The 24,581-nt window shown below is 54.1% G+C and carries 18 protein-coding genes and 3 tRNA genes; 3 read left to right on the top strand and 18 right to left on the bottom strand.

The features are described 5' to 3' along the window. Window positions 1-121: 121 nt before the first annotated feature. Together gpmI and SPV1_RS12660 are read right to left on the bottom strand one after the other, a co-directional pair. Entirely contained in the window at window positions 122-1,771 is a 1,650-nt protein-coding gene (gene gpmI / locus SPV1_RS12655; protein WP_009851621.1) for a 2,3-bisphosphoglycerate-independent phosphoglycerate mutase, read from the bottom strand. Next, complete coding sequence (locus tag SPV1_RS12660) at window positions 1,768-3,132, bottom strand: MFS transporter (RefSeq protein ID WP_009851622.1); 1,365 nt, start codon at window positions 3,130-3,132, stop codon at window positions 1,768-1,770. Before SPV1_RS12660 ends, gpmI begins: the two co-directional genes overlap by 4 nt. Window positions 3,133-3,496: 364 nt before the next feature. Between SPV1_RS12660 and SPV1_RS12665 the strand changes: the two genes are divergently transcribed. Continuing rightward, window positions 3,497-4,849 carry a hypothetical protein gene (locus SPV1_RS12665; RefSeq protein ID WP_152909253.1) on the top strand — a complete coding sequence of 451 codons (1,353 nt, stop codon included), beginning with the start codon at window positions 3,497-3,499 and terminating at the stop codon, window positions 4,847-4,849. Here SPV1_RS12665 and SPV1_RS12670 read toward each other — a convergent pair. The 13 genes from SPV1_RS12670 to SPV1_RS12730 all read right to left on the bottom strand — a co-directional run bounded on the left by SPV1_RS12670 (window position 4,833) and on the right by SPV1_RS12730 (window position 15,964). Further along, complete coding sequence (locus SPV1_RS12670; RefSeq protein ID WP_009851625.1) at window positions 4,833-5,192, bottom strand: hypothetical protein; 360 nt, start codon at window positions 5,190-5,192, stop codon at window positions 4,833-4,835. The two genes, SPV1_RS12665 and SPV1_RS12670, sit on opposite strands and share 17 nt — an antisense overlap. 8 nt (window positions 5,193-5,200) lie before the next feature. Continuing rightward, window positions 5,201-6,499, bottom strand: a complete 1,299-nt coding sequence (locus SPV1_RS12675; RefSeq protein WP_009851626.1) for an ABC transporter transmembrane domain-containing protein — start codon at window positions 6,497-6,499, stop codon at window positions 5,201-5,203. After that, window positions 6,489-6,971 (bottom strand): lasso peptide biosynthesis B2 protein, encoded by a 483-nt coding sequence (locus SPV1_RS12680; RefSeq protein ID WP_009851627.1) that lies wholly within the window; start codon window positions 6,969-6,971, stop codon window positions 6,489-6,491. Before SPV1_RS12680 ends, SPV1_RS12675 begins: the two co-directional genes overlap by 11 nt. Window positions 6,972-7,012: 41 nt before the next feature. Then, on the bottom strand, window positions 7,013-7,291 hold the full coding sequence (locus SPV1_RS12685; protein WP_009851628.1) for a lasso peptide biosynthesis PqqD family chaperone: 279 nt from the start codon (window positions 7,289-7,291) through the stop codon (window positions 7,013-7,015). 653 nt (window positions 7,292-7,944) lie between these two features. Continuing rightward, window positions 7,945-8,021, bottom strand: a tRNA-Asp gene (locus SPV1_RS12690). 111 nt (window positions 8,022-8,132) lie between these two features. Further along, window positions 8,133-8,208, bottom strand: a tRNA-Val gene (locus SPV1_RS12695). Window positions 8,209-8,269: 61 nt separating this feature from the next. Beyond that, complete coding sequence (locus tag SPV1_RS12700) at window positions 8,270-8,542, bottom strand: HU family DNA-binding protein (RefSeq protein WP_009851629.1); 273 nt, start codon at window positions 8,540-8,542, stop codon at window positions 8,270-8,272. A gap of 288 nt (window positions 8,543-8,830) precedes the next feature. Further along, window positions 8,831-9,874, bottom strand: coding sequence for an IS5 family transposase (locus SPV1_RS12705; RefSeq protein WP_009849282.1), 1,044 nt, complete (start codon window positions 9,872-9,874; stop codon window positions 8,831-8,833). A gap of 33 nt (window positions 9,875-9,907) precedes the next feature. Then, window positions 9,908-12,310, bottom strand: coding sequence for an endopeptidase La (gene lon, locus SPV1_RS12710; protein WP_050754745.1), 2,403 nt, complete (start codon window positions 12,308-12,310; stop codon window positions 9,908-9,910). A gap of 160 nt (window positions 12,311-12,470) precedes the next feature. Next, window positions 12,471-13,742 carry an ATP-dependent Clp protease ATP-binding subunit ClpX gene (gene clpX, locus SPV1_RS12715; protein WP_009851631.1) on the bottom strand — a complete coding sequence of 424 codons (1,272 nt, stop codon included), beginning with the start codon at window positions 13,740-13,742 and terminating at the stop codon, window positions 12,471-12,473. Next, window positions 13,726-14,349 carry an ATP-dependent Clp endopeptidase proteolytic subunit ClpP gene (gene clpP / locus SPV1_RS12720; protein ID WP_009851632.1) on the bottom strand — a complete coding sequence of 208 codons (624 nt, stop codon included), beginning with the start codon at window positions 14,347-14,349 and terminating at the stop codon, window positions 13,726-13,728. The genes clpX and clpP overlap by 17 nt, the downstream gene beginning before the upstream one ends. Before the next feature lie 136 nt (window positions 14,350-14,485). Continuing rightward, window positions 14,486-15,814 (bottom strand): trigger factor, encoded by a 1,329-nt coding sequence (gene tig / locus SPV1_RS12725; protein WP_009851633.1) that lies wholly within the window; start codon window positions 15,812-15,814, stop codon window positions 14,486-14,488. Window positions 15,815-15,880: 66 nt separating this feature from the next. Continuing rightward, window positions 15,881-15,964: transfer RNA gene (locus SPV1_RS12730), tRNA-Leu, on the bottom strand. Window positions 15,965-16,153: 189 nt separating this feature from the next. Here SPV1_RS12730 and purB point away from each other — a divergent pair. Together purB and SPV1_RS12740 are read left to right on the top strand one after the other, a co-directional pair. Further along, window positions 16,154-17,539 carry an adenylosuccinate lyase gene (gene purB / locus SPV1_RS12735; RefSeq protein ID WP_009851634.1) on the top strand — a complete coding sequence of 462 codons (1,386 nt, stop codon included), beginning with the start codon at window positions 16,154-16,156 and terminating at the stop codon, window positions 17,537-17,539. Window positions 17,540-17,942: 403 nt separating this feature from the next. Continuing rightward, on the top strand, window positions 17,943-18,689 hold the full coding sequence (locus SPV1_RS12740) for a sensor histidine kinase (protein WP_009851635.1): 747 nt from the start codon (window positions 17,943-17,945) through the stop codon (window positions 18,687-18,689). Between the two features lie 18 nt (window positions 18,690-18,707). Here SPV1_RS12740 and SPV1_RS12745 read toward each other — a convergent pair whose 3' ends face one another. The 3 genes from SPV1_RS12745 to SPV1_RS12755 all read right to left on the bottom strand — a co-directional run bounded on the left by SPV1_RS12745 (window position 18,708) and on the right by SPV1_RS12755 (window position 24,572). Continuing rightward, window positions 18,708-21,122 carry a type II/IV secretion system protein gene (locus tag SPV1_RS12745; RefSeq protein WP_009851636.1) on the bottom strand — a complete coding sequence of 805 codons (2,415 nt, stop codon included), beginning with the start codon at window positions 21,120-21,122 and terminating at the stop codon, window positions 18,708-18,710. A 53-nt stretch (window positions 21,123-21,175) separates the two neighbouring features. Further along, window positions 21,176-22,948: a FimV/HubP family polar landmark protein gene (locus SPV1_RS12750; protein WP_009851637.1), complete on the bottom strand. Its 1,773-nt coding sequence runs from the start codon at window positions 22,946-22,948 to the stop codon at window positions 21,176-21,178. Window positions 22,949-23,069: 121 nt separating this feature from the next. Then, window positions 23,070-24,572 carry a leucyl aminopeptidase gene (locus SPV1_RS12755; RefSeq protein ID WP_009851639.1) on the bottom strand — a complete coding sequence of 501 codons (1,503 nt, stop codon included), beginning with the start codon at window positions 24,570-24,572 and terminating at the stop codon, window positions 23,070-23,072. Window positions 24,573-24,581: the final 9 nt, after the last annotated feature.

Raw genomic sequence — 24,581 nt, forward strand, 5'->3', positions numbered from 1 at the left:
TTCACTCCTGCCATGAAGATTGTATGACAATCTCACATCACCGCCATGTCGGCGCAATGGCAAATACAAACAGGCATCATCAGAGCACGGAACAGACCCGGCCTTCAGTTTCTCCGGATTACTACAGCGCCTCAATCAACGAGGTGTTCAGATCCGTCGGAGGCTCTTTGCCCATCATCGCATAAAGTGTGGCAGCCAGATGGGAGAGGCCCGGCATCAGCGCCTTGTCATCACCATCCCGCGGCTGATGCAGCTTATAACTGCCATCATAGGAGGGATCGAACAGGATACATGGCACAGGGTTGGTAGAATGCTTTGTAGAGGCTTCAACATGGCCGGACTTGTCCTGCACCTGCATCTCTTCGGCATTGCCGTGATCAGCGGTAATCAGCGCACGTCCGCCACAGGCCTGCAGCGCATCGATAATCTTGCCGATCGCATTATCGACAGCCTCAACCGCGGTGATGGCCGGTGCGATCTTGCCGCAATGCCCCACCATATCCGCATTGGCAAAGTTAATCAGACCGAAGCCGTACTGGCCCGACTCGATCAACTCGACCGCTTTATCGGCAATCTCCGCCGACTTCATCTGCGGCTGATCAGCGAATGAGACCTTCTTGTCCGATGGGATCAGAATATAATCCTCCATCGTCGGGTCCAGAGGCTGGCGATAACCGCCGTTAAAGAAAAAGGTAACATGCGGATACTTCTGTGTTTCGGTCAGGCGAAACTGTTTGATACCGAGCTCCAGAATACGCTTGCCGAACGGCTCATCCACCTTGGTAGGCCCCATCAGCTGCAGGACCGGCAGATTACGATCCTCATCGTAGACCATCATGCCGGCATAGGTAACTTGCGGACGCACGCCGCGATCAAAGCCGCTGAAATCATCCAGCTCAAATGCTTCGGTAATTTCAATCGCCCGATCACCGCGGAAATTAACCATAACAACCGCATCGCCATCACTGATTTTACCGATCGGCGCATCATCTTCACCAACAATAACAAAACCCGGCATATCCTGATCGATCAGATCCGGCTGCTGCTCGCGCAAACGGGTGATGGCCGCCATCATTGAAGGAAAACGCTCGCTGCCTTCGCCATGCACCATCAGGTTCCAGCCTGCTTCCACCTTCGACCAGTCGCCATCGCGATCCATGATAATCCGCTCGCGTCCGCCGCCGGAGGCAAATGCGTAATCAAACCCGTCATTGTCGTTGATACAGGCAAAATCCGATTCCAGTTCGCATACATATTTCTGCGCGGTCTGAATACCAACATCGCGACCATCAAGCAGCGCATGTACATATAAACGGCGAATACCCCGTTCAAATGCCGCATTGATCAGGGCACGAAAGTGGGTCAGATGCGAATGAATATTACCATCGGAGAGCAGGCCGATCAGATGCAGTGCTTTCCCGGGCTCAATCGATAATACCTGCTCCAGCGCTTCCGACTCATAGAATGAACCATCGGCGATGGCCTTGTTAATGCGGGTCGGCCCCTGATCGAGGATCAGGCCGGCTCCCATTGTCAGGTGCCCCACTTCCGAGCCACCCATATCCTTGCCTGAAGGCAGTCCTACATAACCGCCATGCGTCATCAGCTCGGTATGTGCGTACTTTCCCCACAACCGGTCAAATACCGGCGTGTTTGCCTGTGCAACGGCATCCTCCGGTCCACCGGAGCCGATACCCCAGCCATCCATGATCAACAGCAGCACCGGACCTGTGGGTGGTGTTAGCACCACATTGTTTACGGAGTTATTCATACAGCTTCCTCATGCTTTATTCCAAGCAGTGCATCCACAGCCGCCCGGTCCAGCTCTTTCTTGTTCACACGCAGAAATGCGGTGTTTTCCTCAGGCACAACTCTGGCCTCATAAACACCTGCGATTTGCAGCAGGCCTGGCTCCAGTGCCGATGCATCCGCATCGGATGCAACATGCAGCATTATAGCCGAACGCATTGCCGGCATACTCATCCCGGCAGCCACTAAAAGCCATAGCACAGCCAGTCCGACCGAGCCGAAAAACACACCCTGCACATCATAATGACCGTAGCACCAGCCGCCCACAGCGCCGCCCAGAAACGCACCGAAAAACTGCGATGTGGAGTATACTCCCATGGCAGTCCCCTTGGCATCAATCGGCGCCATACGGGAAATCAGCGACGGCAACGTGGCTTCCAGCACATTATAGGCAACGAAGAACAAAAACAGACCGGCAACCACACTGAACATGGAATTATGCAGCGCTCCCAGCATCGCACAAGCAATAGCAATCAGCGTAATACTGGTCAGGAACACCTGTTTCATCTTCCCCTTCGACTCTGCCATGATAATCAGCGGCACCATAACAATCATCGCCACGACCAGCACAGGCAAGTAGACCCATGCCTGATGTATCGACTCAATATGCAAATGGTCGCGCAACACAAACGGCAGTGCGACAAACATTGCCGTCATGATCGCATTGAGAATAAGGATGCCGAAATCCAGCCGTAACAGCTGCGGATTGGAGAGAATACGTCCGAATTCGCCAGGCCTGGACTCGACATCGCGATGCATGCCGCTGTGATCGGGATTGGGAACCATCACATAGAGTACGCCGATACTTAGCAGGGCCAATACGGCAATCAGCCAGAAAATACCGTTTACACCAATCCATGCATCCAGCAGCGGTCCGACGATCAGGGCTACCGTGAATGATGAACCGATGGTGATGCCTATCATCGCCATCGCCTTGCTGCGCACTTCTTCCCGGGTCAGGTCTGCCAGTAGCGCCATCATGGCCGCGGCAATCGCACCTGAGCCCTGCAGGGCTCGGCCGATAATTACACCCCAGATTGAATCGGACATTGCCGCCACAACGCTACCGACCGCAAAAACAAGCAGCCCCGCAGTAATCACCGGCTTGCGACCAATACGGTCCGACAGCCAGCCAAACGGAATTTGCAGCATGGCCATCGTGAAGCCGTAAGCTCCCAGCGCCAAACCCAGCAGGGCTGGCGTGAAATCCTTCAGTCCTTCGGCGTATATCGCGAATACCGGCAGGATCAGAAACAATCCCAGCATTCGCAAACCATAAATACCGGCGATCGGAATGACCGCCTTGCGCTCAAGCGAATTCATATGGGCCTCCAGGGGGGATATAAAATGATAATGATTAAAACACTAACCTATAGGGGCGGCATCATAACAGTAGCGATGAGCAGAAGCATGCGAGAAAAGCGGCCCTGACATCGTAAAAAATACACCACCGGGGTGCGCTGAAAGCGCGAGCTGTCATTCATCTCAGCAGAGTTCGCCAATACTCCTATCGGCCACTCGTCTGTCTGAGTCTACAGAAAGCTCGCCCTCACACCTTTAGTTACCCGGATTTTCACACCGCCTACTGCGCCCAAACTGTCGCTTACCTGCACAATACCGGCAGCAATAAGCCGCCCACAGACGCATTCACTATTCGCCGGCAACCTCTTACATTAGGCTGCGTGCCGTGAGAGAGGTGCCTTTGAATCGTCCCGGAACATCACTTGTTCGTTTCCTGTTTATCATGCTGCTACTCTCAGCTGTGTTGAATGGCGCTGCATTCTGGCTTAAACGTGTCGGCTGGTATGAACCACAACTGCATCAGTACTATATGAACAACTTTTCTGTGGGCCTCGGGCACCAGTGGACCGATGAAGAGCGGAAGCAGCTGAGTGATTTCACCCATAACATTTACCAATCTGTTGGCAACGAGCGTCTACTAAAGCTTTGCAAGGCGCTGTGGATCGGGGCCTTTCTGATCATTTCGCTGCTATTGTTGTGGCGTTTACCGGATCTGCCTGTCCGGAAACCACCATGGCCTCTGGCATTGATGATCACTGTAACTGCGATCGGCAGTGTAGTTTCACTTATCCAGTTCGGGCCGGCCATGCTGCTCGGTGGCATGCGTTTTTTTTCATTCCTGATTATTGCAACGGTCGGTTACTGGGCTGTGCAACAAAAGAGCCTGCATTTCCTGGCTCAGTGTCTGCTGCTGTTCCTGCTGTTCCAGGTCTTGCTTGTGCCGACAGAAATACACCATGGCGTGCATTTGTTTGGTACCTATTTCGGTGCAAGGGCAGCCGGCACGATGCTGCAGCCAAGCAGTCTTGGGCTGATGGCCGTGATCGGCTTCATATTTTACCTGCAGTTTTCCAGCTACAGAATGTTGGCCGTTCCTGCCTTTATTGCCACAGCCATACTCGTTGTGTATTCACAATCGGCAGCTGCCTTGTTGCTGTTGCTGATAATCCTCTCTGCAAAAGCATACTTTCTGTTAGCTGTGCGATACCGAGTAGGACTTCTGTTATGGGGCGGAACCGCCTTTATTCTGTTTATCATCATGCTGCCCGGCATCGTGCAACGGCCGGATGTATACGACTCGCTCTGGGGACGACTTTTTACATTTGAAGGCTATCTGTCCGGCCTGCCTGATGTACAAACACTACTCTTTGGTCAGGGACTGGGTGCAGGCACCAATGCAGCACTGAATATAATGATGAATTGGCAAGGTGGTTTTCAGGAGGTGAAGATAAGCAGCAAGTTGTTTACTGCAGACTCTACCCCGCTGGCACTGTTGGCACAGGTTGGCATTGTCGGCGTTATCGCCTTTTACCTGCTGCTGGCATATGCGGCGTGGCGTGATGCAAAAGCTGCACCACTCTATCTGGCCATTTCGATTGCCAGCCTGACGACGATTGTTACTGAACTGTTTCCTGTTAATGTGATACTGGGGCTGCTTCTGGCTCGCAGCCTGTATCTGATGCCATCAGAGGATGGCGACAAGGTAAGCGGGCGTTTGCTACCTACTGCCGGCGAATAGCTTCAGCGTATGCACGTGCAATCAGGTGTTGCACCCAACTGCGATAATGCCCGCCGGAGTGCGGATTACCGGGCGTTAATGACGGGATGGCCGCAACCACGGACTGCTCGGCCGGATGCCAGTCGATAAATCCCGTACCGTTGGCTGCTGCCCACTGCTTCATCCAGGCATAGGAGCCGTCACCGTTAGCCGGCAACCCTGACCAGCCGATGATCAGGCGTGCATGGTTATCTGCGGCAATCTGCTGCAACTGCCGGAACACCGGCTGCTCCTGTTCGGCGACACTAATCCGCGGCTTGCCGGCAGCTGCCTTGTGATGTGTGGCAGCACGGCGTTTGAGCATCGTCCAGGCTAGCCGGGTCCGCTTGCCGATTTCGCTCTCGTGGCCCAGCCACTGCAACGGCCGCAACCAGATACCCCAGTTCGGGTTGCCATCGACAAGGTGGCGCTGGCGGTAACCCTGATCAAACAGCCGGTCAAAGCCACTGTAGCGTTCTTGCGGATTTCCAGCGAGATATCGTCGATCACCTGCCGATTGCCGTATTCATAACGAAAGCTGACATGCTCGAGTACTATCCGCTCTTCCAGTTTCTTCGGCAACACTCCGGCGGCCAGCTTCGACTCAGCAGCGGCATCGCACGCCTGCATCAGCTTCCGCACATCCTCGAAGGCAGGCAATTGATGCAGTAGACGCTGATAGGAGGACTGAATCGAGGCCAGTTGCGGCATCAGCCGCGAGAAGATCAGCAACAGCAGCAACAGCGTGGCCAGCGATACAGAGAACCACTCCAGTGCAAAGTAGAAGCAGAGTGAAAAGGCGATGACACCGCCGACCATCGATACCAATTGCGTCAGAGCATTGATCCGGGTGATGCGCAACACCTGCTGCTCCATGCAGCGGCTCTCCTGATCCATCTTGCCGAGGTATAGGGACTCGCTACCGAAGCTCTTGATCACCTTCAGACTGTTCAGATGCTCGGTAAACATCTGCATCAGCTGCTTGCTCCCACCCAGCTGCAGATACCCGGAGCGCAGCACCACCCGGTTCAACGGCAACAGGATGGCTAGCAGTACCACGCCACAGCCGGCAGCCAGCAGCGTCATCTGCCAGGAGAGCAGCAGAGAGACCCCGACATAGACCAGCACCAGAATCAACTGACTGAAAAGCGTCAGCATCGTGTTGGCGCACATACCCAATGTCGAGACCTGCTGCACAAGACCATGGATGAAATCGCTCATCTTCTGGCTGATGAAATACTGCCAGCGGCTGTGCAGCAGTGAATCGTACAGCTCATGCCGAATCCGGCAGACATACCCCTGCTGCACGGCAGCCGACATGACCGATTGCAGATAGTTCAGCCCTGCGACCACCGAAACAATCGCGACATAACAGACAAGGACCAGCTGCAGCGTCATGACAAGACCTAGAGCGGCAAACAAGCGGCCGATCATTCCGGCGAATTCGCCGGTCATCCCGGAACCCGTATCGAATCCAACCAGCTGCAGCAGAGGAATAATCAGCAACAGGCCAACACCTGCTGTTACACGCTGAAACAGCATCAGTGCAAACAGCAATGACAAACGGGTCGGCGCAAAACGAAAAAAGGCCATAACGGCCATCTTCAACGCCCGCCACTGCTCACGACGCATCCAGAACTCCGTTATCGCCGGGCTTGTTAAGCAGTGCCGGCGAGACAAAGGTGGAGACGATGGTAAAGGCGCGATGACCATCGCGACCTGTAACGATCCGGGGGCCTACAGAGAGCCAGGCATGTGCCTTCATAGCACTGCCATCCGTATCAGTATCTTCACTATCTCGAGCTACGCCCAAATGCATTACATATGGAATCCTGTAATAACGCAGCAGTATCGATGCCGCACACGCCTGCACCAGACATTTCGACTGCCACGGCGTATAGGAAGCCGCCAGCTCGGTGATCCGACCGATGCGCCAGGCACGCTGCCGCTGCGTATCACCCACCACCGCGGCCAGTTGCAGATTGCTGCAGTGCTCTCCGAGCATGGGCGCCATCTTGCGAAACGGCAACAGCAGCAGACCGGCACGAATCGGGCCGCTGATTATCCAGACCAGACAAAACCAGCACTTCTCCCTGCCCGGCATGCACAAAAAGGTGGTGCATTTGCGCAGCAGAGAGTTCACGTTCAGGCGATCTCGATCACGTTGCTGGTGGCCATCTCCTCAAGGAAGGTGAGCACCTCGCTGCGGCACTGCTCCTCTTCCACATCGAAATGACCCAGCAGCTCTGTGCAGATCGCATCCACGCTCATCTCCTGCTCCAGCAGCTCCCATATCTGCGAACCGACACCATTAAGGCCATAGTAACTGCCTTCGTTCACACTCATCATCACGGTCTCGCCATCCATATCGCTGTGCACAATCTCTGGGTTACGCCTTACAACGTCACTCATGTTCAGAGCCATAGCCCCCTCCTCCTCAATCCTTGTAGACAAGCATAACACGGGACTTCTGACAGCATGGCTCTATGCCTGTCATTATGCCGTCTTTACTTTCATGTCTCAGCCGAAACTATAGGGTTCATGTGAAATTGAAACAAACGCCTGCACACATCCGGCCTGCGGTGATGCGGATCATTCGACAGTCCGGCTATTGCATTGGGCAAAGCATAAAAAAAGCCCCCAATGTTTCCATCGGGGGCTTTCTATGTGGCGGAGCGGACGGGACTATTCCGGGCATCCTGCCCTTCACCCCTACGGGCCATCACTACGTGATGTTCAAACTGACTCCTGTCCTTTTGTATTCCGGACATCCTGCCCTTCACCCCTACGGGGCCATCACTACGTGATGTTCAAACTGACTCCTGTCCTTTTGTATTCCGGGCATCCTACCCTTCACCCTGCGCGGCCGCCGTCGTACCTCCGGCGTCCAATATCGCTCCTGCGATATTGTCGCACCCAATCGGGTTACTCCGGGCCTCCATGCCCTTCGCCTTGCAGGCCGTCACTTACGTGTCGTTCAGATTGGCTCCCCTGCCAATCTGTCTCGTCGCCATCCACTCCGCAAAAAACAGGCATAAAAAAAGCCCCCGATGTTTCCATCGGGGGCTTTTTTTATGTGGCGGAGCGGACGGGACTCGAACCCGCGACCTCCGGCGTGACAGGCCGGCATTCTAACCAACTGAACTACCACTCCGTGAAGTTACTGACTGGCAGTTCCTTCGTCGGGCCGCAACATAATAACTTGCGACCCCGAAATCAACCTAAAAGATTGTTTCGTTAATCAAGCCCTGAAATCGGGCTTAAATGGTGGGCGCTGCAGGGTTCGAACCTGCGACCTACGGCTTGTAAGGCCGTTGCTCTCCCAGCTGAGCTAAGCGCCCGAAAAAAACAAGGGCCTACTGCCCTTGTTCTTCGGAAAGCGGGTTACCCCGCCCTCTGGAATTACTTAACTGCGTCTTTCAGAGCCTTACCAGCTTTGAACTTTGGAGCCTTGGATGCGCCAACTTCGATGGCTTCGCCGGTACGCGGGTTACGCGCCGTTCGTGCCGCACGTTCAGCGACAGAAAAAGTGCCAAAGCCAACAAGACTTACAGCATCTCCATTCGCCAGAGTGCCTGTAATGCCACTCAGTACGGCCTCAACAGCCTCACCAGCTGCTGCCTTGCTTAAATCCGCAGCTGCAGCTACGTGATTGATCAATTCTGCTTTATTCATTATTCCTCCCGCTGTGTTCAATGGGTTGCGAACTATACGCAAACTACCCCATATCCTGTCAACCAATTTTTTTTATTTTTCTAGTGGGCAACAGACGAATTATCGTCAATGTATATATCGCCTATGCGTCCTTGCACAAAACTTGCAGGGGGGGACCTCGATCAACCGTCATTTCGAGGCTTCCATTTTGTTGGTGGTGAGATCGGCACGTCTGTTTTCCATGTCGATCGGCGGAACACTGCTGAGGCAGGCGTTTTGGGTAACCTGATGGCCCCGGTTTCGAGCCCATCACGCTGCAATCCTGCTCTTCAGAGGGAGTACTCCTGCGGATTTGAGATAGCACAGCCGTTGGATGTTGTAGACTGCTGCCTTCAGGCTGATTCGAAGCCTGGCACGTTCCAACCCGATACATCGTATCGCCTTGCCTCCCATCTGCGCCATGCTGGCAAACGGGTGTTCGACCCGTGCCCGCTTGCTCGCAATACGCCGGTTCCGCTTCGCCTGACAGGGCGAAAGCGGCTTGCCCTTCTTTGCCTTCCTCTGAATGTGCATGCGCCAGCCTTCCGACCTTAGCCTGTGTTCCCGCTCCCTGTCGGCATAACCTCGGTCCGCATAGACATCCCGGCAACTGTTATCACCATCCAGTACGTCCTCGAAATGCTTCGTGTCATGCTCGTTCGCACTGCTCACCTTCACCTTGCGCAGCAACTTGTAGCGATGATCCACGCTGGCCGACATCTTGTACCCGAAGTGTGACTTCCCATGCTTCTTCGTCCAGCGGGCGTCCATATCCTTCTGCCGACGCTTGGCCTCGGCCCAATCCGCAGGCGTCTTGCCCTGTTCAATGGCTTCATTCTCTTCCTTGCTCATGCGCTGTATCGGTGCAGAAACCAGTGTCGCATCGATCATCTGTCCACCGCGTGCGACATAACCTGCTGCATTGATCTGACGGTTCACCGACTCCAGAACCCCATCGTAGCAGCCGGCTTTCACCAGACGCTCCCTGAACAGCCAGATCGTCGTTCGATCTGGTATCTGGCTGCTGCGACGAAGACCAACAAAACGCTGAAAGCTCAGCCTGTCCAGAAGCTGAAACTCCATCTGCTCGTCGCTCAGGTTGAAATACTCTTGCACAATCATGACACGAACCATCAGCTCCACAGGGTAAGGTGGACGACCACCCTTGCTGCGGTCACGCTGCGGAAGCGACTGCTCAACCTCATGCGCAATCTCCGCAAAGTCGATCAGCTCATCAAAACGACGCAATACATCTCCAAGTTTATCCAGCCTGGTTTCTCGTTCCGACGCGGCAAAAAGACTCTCTCGTATCATCTCAGAAAACCTCCGTGCTTTGTGTGCATGATCTCATAAATGAACCGGTTTTTCGAGGTTCCCAGGGATACTCATATCGGCAGGCAATCTAGTCAAGGCATGTTCTAACACCTGATCCATATGGCTCACCGCATGTACTTCAATCCCTTTGAGAACATCCGGATGGATCTCCTTCAAATCCTTGATGTTTTCCTCCGGGATCACAGCCACCGTAAGGCCGCCACGATGGGCTGCCAGCAACTTCTCTTTCAGCCCTCCAATCGGCAAAGCCTTACCACGCAAGGTAATTTCACCCGTCATACAGACATTTTTCCGCACAGGAATGCCGGTCAGCGCAGAGACAATCGAGGTCGCCATACCCAGCCCGGCCGATGGACCATCCTTGGGGATTGCGCCCTCCGGCACATGCACATGGATATCGACCTTCTGATGAAAATCCGGCTTCAGGCCCAGTTGAGGTGCACGTGAGCGCACATAGGTCAGCGCCGCCTGAATCGATTCCTGCATCACATCGCCCAGCTGACCGGTCACAGTCAACTTGCCCTTGCCCGGCATCAGTGCCGTTTCAATCTGCAGCAGCTCACCACCAACTTCCGTCCAGGCCAGCCCGGTCACAACACCTATCTGGTCCTCTTCTTCAGCCAGACCGAAACGGTACTTGCGCACGCCCAGATAGGCTTCGATATCGCCGGCGTGGAGGGTCATCGTCTCATTCTCCCCCGACTGCACCAGTTTGCGCGCCACCTTGCGGCACAAACGCGCCAACTCGCGTGAAAGCCCGCGCACGCCGGCTTCACGCGTGTAGTAACGAATCAACTCCAGCACAGCGTCGTCATCCATCTGCAGCTGTGCATCTTTCAGGCCATGATCACTCCGCTGCTTGGTCAACAGGTAACGCTTGGCAATCTCCAGCTTCTCCTGCTCCGTATAACCGGAGATACGGATAATCTCCATACGATCCAGCAGCGGCCCCGGAATATTCAGACTATTGGCCGTAGTAATAAACATTACTTCGGACAGGTCATAATCGACTTCCATGTAATGATCGTTGAACGAGTGATTCTGTTCGGGATCGAGCACCTCCAGCAGAGCTGAAGAGGGATCACCGCGGAAGTCGGACCCCAGCTTGTCAATCTCATCGAGCAGAATCAGCGGGTTTTTCGTACCCACTTTTTTCAGCGACTGAATCACCTTGCCCGGCATCGAGCCGATATAGGTACGACGATGTCCACGAATTTCCGCCTCATCACGCACGCCGCCCAGGCTCATGCGCACATAACGGCGCCGGGTTGCACGTGCAATCGAACGGGCCAGTGAAGTCTTGCCCACACCTGGAGGACCGACGAAACAGAGGATCGGCCCTTTCATGCGTCGAACCAGACTCAATACAGCCAGGTGCTCCAACACGCGCTCTTTCACCTTTTCCAGTCCGTAGTGATCGGCTTCCAGTACAGCCTCGGCGACAGCCAGGTCACGACTGACACGTGATCGCTTGCTCCACGGCACATCCACCAGCCAGTCCAGATAGTTACGTACAACCGTAGCCTCTGAGCTCATCGGCGGCATCATCTTCAACCGTTTCAGCTCCGCTTCCGCCTTGGCAGCAGCTTCCTTGCTCATGCCTGCCTGCTTGATCTTCTCTTCCAGCTGCTGCAAATCGCCTTCGCCGTCTTCATCGCCCAGCTCTTTCTGAATCGCCTTCATCTGCTCGGAGAGATAATAATCCCGCTGGCTCTTTTCCATCTGCCGTTTGACCCTGCTGCGGATACGCTTATCAACCTGCAACAGCTCCATCTCCTCTTCCATATGAGCATAGAGTCGCTCCAGCCGGTCCATGACCGCCGGCATCTCCAACAACGCCTGCTTCTCCTCCACCTTCAGATTCAAATGCGACGCAATGGTATCCGCCAGCTTATCTGCCTCTTCAACAGCAGAGACAGAGACCATCACTTCCGGAGGCAGCTTCTTGTTCAGTTTAACATAAGCTTCGAATTTCTGGACGAGGGAGTGCGCCACCGCATCCAGCTCAGGCGGTTGATCAACCGGCGCAAGCAGCGGCACGTAACTGGCAGTAAGATAGTCAGCATCAGCGTGGATGGATTGCACGGCAACACGATCACCGCCCTCCACCAGCACCTTGATGGTACCGTCGGGCAATTTCAACAGCTGCAGTACATTGCCGATCGTACCAATATGATACAGATCATCGCCCTGAGGATCGTCGAGTGCGGCATCCTTCTGCGCCAGCAACAGTACTTTCTTGCCCGAAGCCATGACTTTTTCCAGTGCCTTGACCGATTTTTCCCGGCCGACAAACAGGGGCACAATCATGCATGGAAAAACAACAATATCCCTTAACGGCAGCACCGGCAGCAGGTCTGAAATCGCCTCATTGGCATCGGTTGCATTATCTTCATTATTGGTCCATTCAGCCATGTGATTCTCCTGATAAAACAACATGAGTTCGGGAGCATTGTCCGAAAACAGAACCGCCCGACTGACGGGCGGTCAATAGTGATGGCGCCATGAAAAGGCAACTCATCGGAGTAGTGATGCGCTTATAAAACAGTCAGCAACAGCCGCCTGCCGAAAAGAGTCAGGAAGCAGCCTTGGCCAGCTTTGCATCAGCCCCTTTCAAGACCAGTACGGGCTTGCTTCTGCCTTCAACGGCATCGGCATTAACAACACACTGCTCTACATCCGGCATGCCCGGAATGTCGTACATCACATCCAGCATGACCGATTCCATAATAGAACGCAGACCACGCGCACCTGTTTTGCGGGCCAGTGCTTTTTCAGCAATCGCCTCCAGTGCGTCATCGCTGAAGCTCAACTCCACACCATCGTACTGCATTAATGCCTGATACTGCTTGATCAACGCATTTTTAGGCTCTTTAAGGATGCGCAGCAAGGCTGCTTTATCCAGGTTACCGAGCGTAGCCACAGCCGGCAAACGACCGACCAGCTCCGGAATCAGCCCGAACTTGATCAGATCTTCCGGTTCAACATGGCTGAGAATCTCGCCGATATCCTTTTCATCTTCCGAACTGACTTTGGCACCGAATCCAATCGAGCGCTGTTTACCCTTGCTCTCGATCATCTTTTCGAGCCCGGCAAATGCACCGCCCAGCACAAACAGGATATTGGTGGTATCCACCTGCAGAAACTCCTGCTGGGGATGTTTGCGCCCGCCCTGTGGCGGCACAGCGGCAACCGTACCCTCGATCAGCTTGAGCAGCGCCTGCTGCACACCTTCACCGGATACATCACGGGTAATCGACGGCCCTTCGGCCTTGCGTGAAAGCTTGTCCACCTCATCAATATAGACAATGCCGCGCTGGGCCTTGTCCACATCGTAGTCAGCCGCCTGCAACAGCTTGAGGATAATGTTCTCCACATCCTCACCAACATAACCGGCTTCCGTCAGCGTCGTGGCATCCGCCATCACGAACGGCACATCAAATACTTTCGCCAGCGTCTGGGCCAGCAGCGTCTTTCCGCAACCGGTCGGGCCGAGCAGTAACACATTGCTCTTGGATATTTCGACATCACCCTTCTCATTATGGGCAATGCGCTTGTAATGATTATAAACGGCAACAGCCAGCAGACGCTTGGGACCTTCCTGTCCGATCACATAGTCGTCGAGGTAGGCCTTGATCTCGGCAGGCTTCGGCAGTCCACCCTCATCCTTCTCTTCTTTTTTATCTTTTCCTGCGAGCTCTTCAACAATGATCTCGTTGCACAGCTCAATGCACTCGTCGCAGATAAAAACGGTAGGGCCGGCAATCAGTTTTTTGACGTCATGCTGCGACTTTCCGCAGAAGGAGCAGTATAATGTATTGTCTCCGGTACTATTTTTTGTCGTCATTACCACCTCCGGCAGCAACAGCCTCTGCACGGCTGGACAGCACTTTATCCACCAAACCGTACTCACACGCCTGATCGGCGGTCAAGAAATAATCACGTTCCACATCGTCCGCCAGCTTCTCAATAGGCTGACCGGTATGCTTCGCCATCATCTCATTGAGTCGATTTTTCAGACTAAGGATTTCACGTGCATGAATCTCGATATCGGTAGCCTGCCCCTGAAAACCACCCAGCGGCTGATGAATCATGATACGTGAATTCGGCAGGGAAAAACGTTTACCCGGTGCGCCCGACGCCAGCAGGTGCGCCCCCATACTGGCCGCCTGACCAATACAGAGCGTTGAAACATCACAACGGATATATTGCATGGTGTCATAAATCGCCAGACCGGATGTAACCACCCCGCCCGGACTGTTGATATACATGTAAATATCTTTATCCGGCCCTTCAGACTCCAGAAACAGCAGCTGGGCAATAATCAGGTTGGCCGTATGATCATCCACCTGGCCATTCAGAAACACAATGCGCTCCTTGAGCAGGCGGGAGAAAATATCATAAGCCCGCTCTCCCCGCGACGTCTGTTCCACTACTGTAGGCACCAGATTCATAATTACTCCTTTCTATCCTGACCGCCTGCGCGGAATGTCCATCTACAAAGCTTAAGCAAAATGTATGCCTGCGTACAGGCGCCCTGCCTCAACTTCAGGTCAAGGCCCTGCGTCGCAACTTATGGCCTGAGCAGAATCACTCCTGTTCCTGCTCCTGCTGCCAGACGGAGAGCGGCTTGCTCACGCCGGATGTTTTGGCCTGATCAATGATATGCTGCACACAGGCGCGTTCGAGCAAACGCTCACGTATGGCGCCCATCTGCTCATCCTGACCATGCACCCATGCCTTGAACTGAACGCGCTGCTCTTCCGGATACTGCAGGGACTGGCGATCTATCTCCGCCTCAATTTCCGCTTCACTGACATTCAGGTCGGCATCCGCACGCACTTTCTGTAGCAAAACCGACAATTTCAGCCCTCTCTCTGAACGGGTACGGATTTCGGTCCGGAACTCGTCATTATCGAGCATAGCCGGATCCGGCTGCATACCCTGCTGCTTCATGTTCTCCAGTACACGGCGGGTGGTTGCGCGCATATCTTCTTCGATCAGCGCTTCCGGCAACACCATATCATTGGCCGCCAGCAATGCATCCAGCGCCGATTCACGGGTGGAAGAAAAAGAGGCTTCATTCGCTTCATCCTGCAGACGAGCCACAGCATCGGCACGCAGTGCGGCAGCGTCCTCAAAGCCCAGCATCACTGCCAGAGCATCCTCATCCTCTGCCACCACCGGCTTGCCCACGGACTTCACGGTCGTGGCAAAGCTGGCAGCCTTGTCCGCCAGGTGCGCGGCCTGATAATCGGCGGGGAAAGTCACTTCGATGGTTACATCGTCGCCGGCAACCTTGCCCAGCAGCTGATCCTCAAAACCCGGAATAAAGCGGCCTTCGCCCAGCACCAGCGGTACATCTTCACCCTTGCCGCCTTCAAACTCTTCACCATCGATCGAGCCGCAGAAATCGATATGCAGCTGGTCACCCGTCTCGGCAGCCCGCCCGGCTTCAATTTCAAATTTCACCTGTGATTTCTGCAACCGGTCAATAACAGCCTGTACATCAGCATCCTCGACGCTGACAGTCGTCTCATCAAACGCGAGGCCGGATAGCGGCTTGATTTCAACATCAGGCCAGGTCGTTACTTTCATGGTAAATTCAAAACCACTCGACGGCTGTGCGGCCGGCACGTCCAGCAGAGGCTGCACAGCAGGGATCAGACCGGACTTTTCAATCGCTGTTACATAATGGGTCTGGATCAGCTCGGAGACCGTATCTTCATGCAGCTTGGGCCCGAACTGCTTCTTCAGCACGTGCGACGGGGTCTTACCCGGCCGGAAACCCGGCAACTTGGCCTGCATGCTCAGCTTGTTCACCAACATGGCATAAATGCGGTCATATTCACCCTGTTCCACAGTAACATGCACCTGATATTCATTGGGGGCCAGTGTTTTCACTTCTGTCTGAATCATTCGTATCTCCATCCGCCATCCGGACTTTATTATCAGGCAACATAAGTGCCCTGTTTATTGTAAATATGGTACGAGGAGGGGGACTCGAACCCCCACACCGATGGTACTGGTACCTAAAACCAGCGCGTCTACCAATTCCGCCATCCTCGCGCATTTCCAACCATTTGAACAAAAAAGGAGCAAGGTCAACCCTTACTCCCCATCCAAAACGGCGCCGAATGATGCCACTGCCATGTGTTAAATCAAGAATGCCTGCTGTGATGATGCAGATGGCCTTTGGAAAAAAACCTCCGGGTGTGTACATTTCGCCGCCATTCCAGACAATACACGGAGCTTCCAATGCAACTTTCGTCCCTGACCGCCCTCTCCCCGCTTGATGGCCGCTACGCCTCAAAAACCGGCGACCTGCGTCCTATATTCAGCGAATACGGACTGATCAGGGCACGTGTCACCGTGGAAGTACGATGGTTGCAGATGCTCGCAGCCAATGCCGATATCGCTGAAGTACCGGCGTTCTCCAGCGATGCCAATGCACGCCTCGATGCAATTGTCAGCGACTTCTGCGAAGCCGACGCCATGCGCGTCAAGGAGATCGAGAGCACCACCAATCATGATGTGAAAGCGGTTGAATACCTGCTCAAGGAGAAGGTAGCCGATCATGCGGAGCTTGCCGCCGTCGCCGAATTTTTCCATTTTGCCTGCACATCGGAAGACATCAACAACCTCTCCTATGCACTGATGCTGAAGGAGGCCCGCGAGCTGGTATTGCTGCCTGCAATTGATGCGGTGATTGAGGATATCAGAACCGGAGCCCATAATTTTGCCGACCAGCCGATGCTGGCGCGCACGCACGGCCAGCCGGCCAGCCCCACTACGATGGGTAAGGAGTGGGCTAACGTCGCCTATCGCATGCAACGCAGCCGCAAACAGATTGCCGATGCCGATATTCTGGGCAAAATCAACGGTGCAGTCGGCAACTACAATGCCCATCTGGCCGCCTACCCCGCCCTCGACTGGGCAGCCATTGCCAAAGGCTTTGTCGAGTCTCTCGGCATCGCCTGGAACCCGTACACCATCCAGATTGAGCCGCACGATTATATCGCCGAGATCAATGATGCCGTCGCCCGCTTCAATGTAATCCTGATCGATTTCTGCCGCGATATGTGGGGTTATGTTTCACAGGGCTATTTCAAGCAGCGCGTGATTGCCGGCGAAGTCGGTTCGTCCACCATGCCGCACAAGGTTAATCCTATCGATTTCGAAAATGCCGAAGGTAACCTGGGACTGGCTAATGCTGTGCTGCGCCATCTGGCAGAAAAGCTGCCGATTTCACGCTGGCAGCGCGATCTGACCGACTCCACCGTACTGCGCAATCTCGGTGTCGGTTTCGGTTACTCCATACTGGCTTACTCCTCCGCGCAGCGCGGTATCTCCAAGATGGAGATCAATGCTGCAGTCCTTGATGCCGATCTTGATGCCACCTGGGAGGTGCTCGGAGAAGCGGTACAGACCGTCATGCGTCGTTATGGTCTGGAAAACCCGTATGAGCAGATGAAAGCACTTACCCGCGGCAAGGGCATCACGCCGGAGGGGCTGCGCGCTTTCGTGGGCGAGTTGGAAGTTCCGGATGAAGCCAAGCAGCTACTGCTGGAGATGACCCCTGCGACCTACATCGGCAATGCCGCTGCACAGGCGCGCGCCATCGACAGCTTTCTCGGCAAATAATTTCCCCGTTTATCATGCGGAGCTCCGCATAAAAATGGAGCGATACCGAATGCAGTGAATGGGTTGCTTTGGCTGCGATACAGTGCCCCACTGTTCGACCTCCTACCTGCATAAGAGTTGCCTCGGCAATCTGTGACTCTTTCACCGGCACATCTGCCTTGCCATACCCGGCAACAAGAGCATGCAGCCATGGCGATGATGATCCGGATTCCAACTTCTCCCTGATCTCCTGATAACGCTGAAAAGCTACTGCCTTCTCTCGCCTGAATTTTGCACATCACGCCTGTGTAAGCCTCAAATCAGATGAACCCCTCACGCGCGTATGTGAATAGTTCGGACTGATATTGGTAAAATGACGGCTTGCTGATAGTTTGGGAAAACTATTCAACCGGGGTTGAGGGAGATGGCTTTGGATAAATGCAAGGTTTCATCAGGAAGTGGTGAAGAGAGGGATGGCTGCAGGCACGATATTCATGCCAGAAAAATGGAATCCCTTGGTCATTTCACCCAGGGTATTGTGCATGATATTCGCAACTCCCTGCATGTAATCATCAGTGCTTCCGGCATGATCCAGCGTCGTACTGATGACCCGCTCATCCTGCAACACCTGACTACGGTAAATAAAACGATTGAACGCGCCAATGGCCTGATCGATCGTATTCTGGGCTTTGCCAATCATTCGGAAGATCACCTCGGCATCGTGGATCTGGCACACTCCATTGATGAATCGATTCAGCTTACCAGGCCGGTGTTTCCATCAGATATCACACTTGAATGGCACCGCCCGGCTGAGCCATTGCATATTCTTGGTGACCACGGCCAGCTGTATCAGGTAGTACTCAACCTGTTCAAGAATGCAATTGAAGCAATTGGCAGGGAAACCCGGGGCTCAATTTTGATCACTCTGGATAACGTCTACCCATGGGCCGAGATTCGCGTGAAGGATTCAGGCCCCGGCATTGCTCCGGACATCATCGATCAGGTTTGTGAAGCGGCATTTACCACCAAGGCGGATGGCAATGGATTTGGCCTGGCCAATGTCTTCAATATTGTCGAGAAACACGGCGGCACCATGCAGGTAGCAAGCCCCGCCGCAGGTGGCGCCGAATTTATTATCCTGCTGCCCCTGCTACCCGATCTGCATATCTGAACGCGATATACGTCAGTATTACATCAATGAGTAAACAAAATCGTGATGATCAATGACGCCGTCTGCCGCCAGTTTCAGGGCATATTCCGACTTCGGAACCATGCCATTGGCAATGGCAATTTCCTGCAGATCATGGCCGGTTTTACCGTCATGAATAGCCTGACGAATCGCATCATTGACCGCCAGAAACTCATACAACATCACCCGTCCCACATAACCGGTCTTGTTGCACTTCTTACAACCGGCTCCCGTATATAAATGCTCGGGCTTGGGATAGCCCAGGTCACTGATGATCGAGAACACTTCATCATCCTCAGGCACCGGCTGCCTGCAGTCCGGACAGAGCGTTTTGAGCAAGTTCTGACTGATCACACCAAGCAGGGATGGCGCAATCAGATAATTGGGCACATCCAGATCATTAAGCCGGATAATCGTATCCACCGCCGAGTTTGTATGCAGGGTGGAGAACATCAGGTGCCCGGTCAGTGCCGCTTCAATGCCGATTTCGGCCGTTTCGGCATCGCGCATTTCACCGATCATGATGATATCCGGATCGTGTCGCAGCACATTGCGCAGAATACGCGCAAACGTCATGCCGATCTTGCTATTGACCTGGATCTGGTTGGCACCGGGAATCTCCGATTCAACCGGATCTTCAATGGTCAGAATATGAGCCGGCAGATGTGAAATCGACTTGAGTATGGAAAACAGCGTGGTGGATTTACCTGAGCCGGTCGGACCGGTCACCAGCAGCAACCCGTAAGGTTTGCGGACCATGATTGACAGCTGCGCCAGGTCAGATTGACGCAAACCCAGCTTCTCCAGGTCAACCGCCGCATCCTTGTTCAATACGCGCAGCACCAACGATTCGCCGAATGTATTCGGAATACACGACACACGAAACTCGTACTTCTTTTTGCCGTCACGTAACTGTAAGCGCCCGTCCTGCGGCAACCGCTGCTCTGAGATATCCATGCCGCATAAAATCTTGATGCGCGCGGCAATCTGTTTGTGCGAGCCTCTGTCGAGCGAATTTTCGCTCAACAGTTGTCCGTTTAACCGATAGGCCAATGTGATTTTTTTCGCCTGCGGCAGAATATGGATATCCGAAGCGTTCTTGCGCAGACCATTTCGAATAATTCGATTGACCAGTCGCACGATAGGCGCGTCTTCCGCCGACTGTGTCATCTCCTGGGCACTCTGCGGCTCATCCTCCTCATCATTTTCCTGATGCAGAAACTCGCAGGACAGCTCATCGTCAGCCAGATCCTCCTTGAGAAACTGTGCGATTTTCAACTCTAACTGAGAGGCTTTGGCCATCACCTCGTGCACTTTTTTGCCGGTCTTGAAACTGATGGTATCGTAGGCCTCCAGCCCCATAGGGTCGGACAGGGCAATCGTCAGCGAATGGGCATCAGTATCAATCGGCAAAATGCCGTATTTTTCCACCACAGCACGTTCAATCAGTGCACCTGCAGCCGGGTTAATCTCATATGTCTCCAGATCAACCGTTGGCAAACGAAACTTCTTTGCCAACACATCGAGCAACTGATCTTCAGTAATCACTTCTGTACTGAGCAGTATCTCGCCAAGCCGGTGTCCGTGCGCTTTTTGCTCGTCCAGCGCATTCTTCAGGTCCGCTTCATTAATCAGCTTTGCCTCAAGCAGAATCTCACCCAGCCGCATTTTCCTGCGGCTCTGCATATGCAGGGCGGAATCGAGATGAGTATCCTGCACCTTGCCAGTGTCTATCAGAATTTTGCCCAGCGGTGTACCTACTGACCTGCTCTGCTCCTCCAGAGCCTCATTCACATCACTTTCAGTCACAAACTCATGGTGAACAAGCAGGTCACCCAGGCGCATACGCTGCAATTTCTGAGTTTTCAGAGCTTCGTCCAGGTCGTTCTCGCTAACCTTACCCTGATCTTTCAGCACATTACCCAATGAAGGCATCGAACTGATCTGAAAGTCCAGCGCTTTCCGGACATCCTCTTCACCCAGAACCTCCTGATCAATCAGCATATCACCGAGTCGCTCAGGCTTCTCCTGATAACGCAGACCATGCTGATAAAAAAAGATGCGATCAAATGGCGATGATTCGTCTTTGGGATAGGCATAAAACCCTGATGCATTTGACACAGCAGGCAGCGCAAGCACATCAAAGGTATCGAGGTTGACGGTGCTGATTTTCAGGTCATCCATATCCGATAATCGGGCAGGGTGCTTTATCGGCGCATCACTCGTGTGCTGCATCCCGATAAATACGATATCAGCTATATCAAGCTTACGGGAAGCCCCGTCCCCGCTTCCGATAAAATGCAATTTATGCATGATGGGCGAAAAACCGAGCAGATGCCCCACAATGGTTTCCCCATTCATCAGGTTGATTGTCACCGGCTGATAGCGCGGGCTCTGTTTTTCAGGTCTGCTCATCCCTGCCTCTCCCCCGTCCGGTTTTTCATCCGCCCGTCAACCACACCATCGACTCAACTCTTACCCTGTATCGAGCCATGTTCCACCCCGTCACCAAAACAGGCATTCCATACATGGGAAGGCAGAAGCTGGGAAAAGTGTTGCCATCCATCCTTGTCGGAAGATGCACTGATTTGATCAATCAATGCATCCCGCTCCTCTGTCCGGCCCGTTTCATGGTATACCTGCGCTCGCAATGCTGCGGCTCTGAGCGAGTCGGGCGACCGGTTGCTAACGGCTTCCAGCAAGCGTCCGGCCTCTTCATAATCACATCGTCCGATGCGCTCTTCCACCTTGTTCAGCAACTGTATCAGCTCATCATCTACTGCGGACTTTTCTGCCGGCAAAGTAGCAACATCCTGCTTCTCTGCGGCCACGGGCGGCGCTACCGGTGGCTCTTCTGCAGCCGTAGGCGCTATCGGTTGCCCTGCTGCTGCAGACGCTACCGGTTGCTCCTTTGCAACTGCTGCAGGTGTCACTGGTTGCTTTTCTGAGACTGCAGGCGCCACCGGTTGCTCTGCTGGTACGGCTCGACCAAACAAGCGTCGTCGCATGATCATCGCGCCAAGCAGCAGGCCTGCCACTCCGGCAAGCAATACATAAAAGGCCACCTGCCAGCTCATTGTTGGCTCGACTGGAACCACCGCCTGCGGCCGATTCCGTATAGCAGTGACATCGTGCTTAAGCTTTTGCATATCCTGACGGATCAATTCAACAGAACTATTGAGCCCGGCTACCGACTTGCCCAGCTCTGACATCTGTAACTTGCCAGCCATCAGCTCACTGTGAATAGATGTCAACTGATCGTTGGCAGCATCCGCAGGTGCCGAAGCAGCCCCCTGTTTGTCAGCGCCCCTGTTCAGGGAAATTTTACCGCTATATTGCAATGCCTCAGGCGGTTGTTTCGGTTCTGCAGCCGGTACCTCTCCGGGAGCAGGAGCAGACAGAGGCTGTTTCTCGCCTTCGACCAACTTCACAGGTTGACGAAGCAGTGTCGAGAACCGTTGCATCGCAGCGTCGTTGCCATAACTGCTCACCACACTGGCGGCCGGCACATCCAGCCATGCGCCCTCTTTCAGTTGGTTGATATTGCCATCTGTAAATGCCTGCCTGTTTTTATCATACAGGGCGAGCATCACCTGCCGGTTATTGAATCGCTTGTCCTTGCGCAAGCGCTGGGCAATACGGCCCAGACTCTCTCCGGAGCGGATCGGACCATAGCGCAACCTTCTGGACCAGAAGTCATCAGCAACCACAGATGTCGGCAACAGCGCTGCCGCCTCGGCTTGCGGGTGTAGCGGAAGCACGGCCGGCTGTTGCTCTCTTCGCGTCATCGCAGCAGCTTCCACAGAGTCGAGCAACAAGCGGTACTGTTTGAAATAGGTTCCACGTCCGGCTCTGGTAGCCTTGAGTACAATCGACAGAATCGGAGTATGGATGGCGGTGGCAGAATAGAGGTGAATCACCGCCCCGTTGGCCTGCTGTTCGGGTTTGGTGACCCTGATCCGCTCCAGATCAGGCTGCCAGTTCAGACCCATTTGCCGGTATTCATTTTCACTGGCCAACTCGACGCGCACCTGACCCACCTTCTCTGACGCACCAAGCAGCAGTGGCACCTCTGCATTAAGGGGTTCATTGAGATGGCTGTTAAGCATTAATTTGCCGAAGCCGAGTGCTGCCGCACTCCCCGGCGACAGACAGAAAGCAAATGCCAGCATCAGAAATCCGGCACAGGCCCGCCGGATCACACCACCATGCATCGGGCACACCTTTGTAACCTCAGCCATTGCCGTCAACATTGTATCTGATCCCTTCCGCCATGATACCGCTCCCCACCAGCACTTGCCCGTGCTCGCCCCTCTCAGCCATAGAGTATAGGCCTAGTATGAGCAAAGTCACTGCCACTCATCAAGCGTTTCTCTTCAACAGATAATCCATCACCAGGCGTACACCCGCTCCTGTCGCACCCTTGGCCGCAATATCGCTACCCTTCATATCCCATGCCGTGCCGGCGACATCCAGATGCGCCCATGGAATATCATCCACAAAACGTGACAAAAAGCATGCTGCCGTAATCGCACCAGCTTCGCGTCCACCGGTATTCTTGATATCGGCGATTTCCGATTTGATCTGCTCCTGATACTCCTCGAACATCGGCAACTCCCATACCCGGTCATGGGTATGCTCACCGGAACTCTTCAATGCAGCTTTCAGCTTTTCGCCTGTGCCGATCAAGCCTGTGGCCTGTCCGCCGAGTGCAACCACACAGGCTCCTGTCAGCGTAGCAAAATCAATAATTTCAGCCGGCTTTTTCTCTGCCGCATAAGCCAGCGCATCAGACAGAATAATCCGCCCTTCCGCATCCGTGTTGAGCACCTCTATCGTCACGCCCTTGTAGCTGGTAATAATATCACCCGGCTTGTAAGCCGCGCTGCCCAGCAGGTTTTCTGTGGAGGGAATCACTCCCAGCAGGTTAACAGGCAGATTCAATTCACACACCGCCTTGAACACACCCAATACTGCCGCTGACCCGCACATATCGAACTTCATTTCATCCATCTGGGCTGCGGGTTTGATCGAAATACCACCGGCATCGAATGTAAGTCCCTTGCCCACCAGCGCCAACGGAGCCTGATCATCGCTCCCCCCGTTATACTCCAGCACGATAAATCGCGGCTCCTTTGCAGAGCCCTGATTGACAGCCAGCAGGGCGGTAAATCCGGCAGCTTCGATGGCCTGCTTATCCATTACCGTGACATTCAGTTTATCATGCGATAAAGCTGCAGCCTGCTCTCCAAGAAACTCCGGCGTACAGACATTGCCCGGCTCATTGCCCAGGTCACGGGCAAAGTTCGTGCCGGCTGATACAGCTCTGGCACAATCTAAAGCAGCCTGTGCCGTATCCAGGTCGCGACGCGAGGCAATCATCACCGTAACCGAGCGCAGTCGTCGTTTCTCCTGCTCCTCTTTACTGCTCTGATATTTATCAAAACGGTACAACCCCAGCCACACACCTTCAGCCACAGCCTGCACCTTGTCCGCCAGCGAGGCTCCGCGCACACTGAGCTCGGAAAGATACAAGGCTGCATCCCGGGCTCCGCCCGCATCCAACTCCCGCGCAACCCTGGCTGACAACATGCGCAGCTTGTGCAGCGTCAACAGTTTTTCATCGCCACAGCCGAGCAATACAATACGGGAGGAGAGTGATCCCTCTACATGATACAATGTTTTCGATTCGCCGAATTTTCCGCTGACATCCTGTTTGCGCAAAAAAGACGGCAGCGCCTTACCCGTTTCCTGCTGCAAGAGCTTGCCTGACTCACTCAGTTTTCGCCCGCCAAGCAAAGGGATCACAACCGCGTCATCACGCTGCTTGTGTGCCTGTCCTGCTTTCACATACATCTCAATCATCTAGAAAAC

It is taken from the genome of Mariprofundus ferrooxydans PV-1 (assembly GCF_000153765.1).
Classification (GTDB): domain Bacteria; phylum Pseudomonadota; class Zetaproteobacteria; order Mariprofundales; family Mariprofundaceae; genus Mariprofundus; species Mariprofundus ferrooxydans.

Excerpts from the sequence above, each read along its gene's own strand:
- gpmI (WP_009851621.1), bottom strand. The coding sequence starts at position 1,771 with ATGAATAACTCCGTAAACAATGTGGTGCTAACACCACCCACAGGTCCG.
- SPV1_RS12680 (WP_009851627.1), bottom strand. The coding sequence starts at position 6,971 with ATGCCGGGCAGGGAGAAGTGCTGGTTTTGTCTGGTCTGGATAATCAGC.
- tig (WP_009851633.1), bottom strand. The coding sequence starts at position 15,814 with ATGATTCAGACAGAAGTGAAAACACTGGCCCCCAATGAATATCAGGTG.
- SPV1_RS12755 (WP_009851639.1), bottom strand. The coding sequence starts at position 24,572 with ATGATTGAGATGTATGTGAAAGCAGGACAGGCACACAAGCAGCGTGAT.
- SPV1_RS12675 (WP_009851626.1), bottom strand. The coding sequence starts at position 6,499 with ATGCGTCGTGAGCAGTGGCGGGCGTTGAAGATGGCCGTTATGGCCTTT.
- clpX (WP_009851631.1), bottom strand. The coding sequence starts at position 13,742 with ATGACGACAAAAAATAGTACCGGAGACAATACATTATACTGCTCCTTC.
- SPV1_RS12750 (WP_009851637.1), bottom strand. The coding sequence starts at position 22,948 with ATGGCTGAGGTTACAAAGGTGTGCCCGATGCATGGTGGTGTGATCCGG.
- clpP (WP_009851632.1), bottom strand. The coding sequence starts at position 14,349 with ATGAATCTGGTGCCTACAGTAGTGGAACAGACGTCGCGGGGAGAGCGG.
- SPV1_RS12660 (WP_009851622.1), bottom strand. The coding sequence starts at position 3,132 with ATGAATTCGCTTGAGCGCAAGGCGGTCATTCCGATCGCCGGTATTTAT.
- SPV1_RS12745 (WP_009851636.1), bottom strand. The coding sequence starts at position 21,122 with ATGAGCAGACCTGAAAAACAGAGCCCGCGCTATCAGCCGGTGACAATC.
- SPV1_RS12670 (WP_009851625.1), bottom strand. The coding sequence starts at position 5,192 with ATGCTCAAACGCCGTGCTGCCACACATCACAAGGCAGCTGCCGGCAAG.
- SPV1_RS12705 (WP_009849282.1), bottom strand. The coding sequence starts at position 9,874 with ATGATACGAGAGAGTCTTTTTGCCGCGTCGGAACGAGAAACCAGGCTG.
- SPV1_RS12685 (WP_009851628.1), bottom strand. The coding sequence starts at position 7,291 with ATGGCTCTGAACATGAGTGACGTTGTAAGGCGTAACCCAGAGATTGTG.
- lon (WP_050754745.1), bottom strand. The coding sequence starts at position 12,310 with ATGGCTGAATGGACCAATAATGAAGATAATGCAACCGATGCCAATGAG.
- SPV1_RS12740 (WP_009851635.1), top strand. The coding sequence starts at position 17,943 with ATGGCTTTGGATAAATGCAAGGTTTCATCAGGAAGTGGTGAAGAGAGG.
- purB (WP_009851634.1), top strand. The coding sequence starts at position 16,154 with ATGCAACTTTCGTCCCTGACCGCCCTCTCCCCGCTTGATGGCCGCTAC.
- SPV1_RS12700 (WP_009851629.1), bottom strand. The coding sequence starts at position 8,542 with ATGAATAAAGCAGAATTGATCAATCACGTAGCTGCAGCTGCGGATTTA.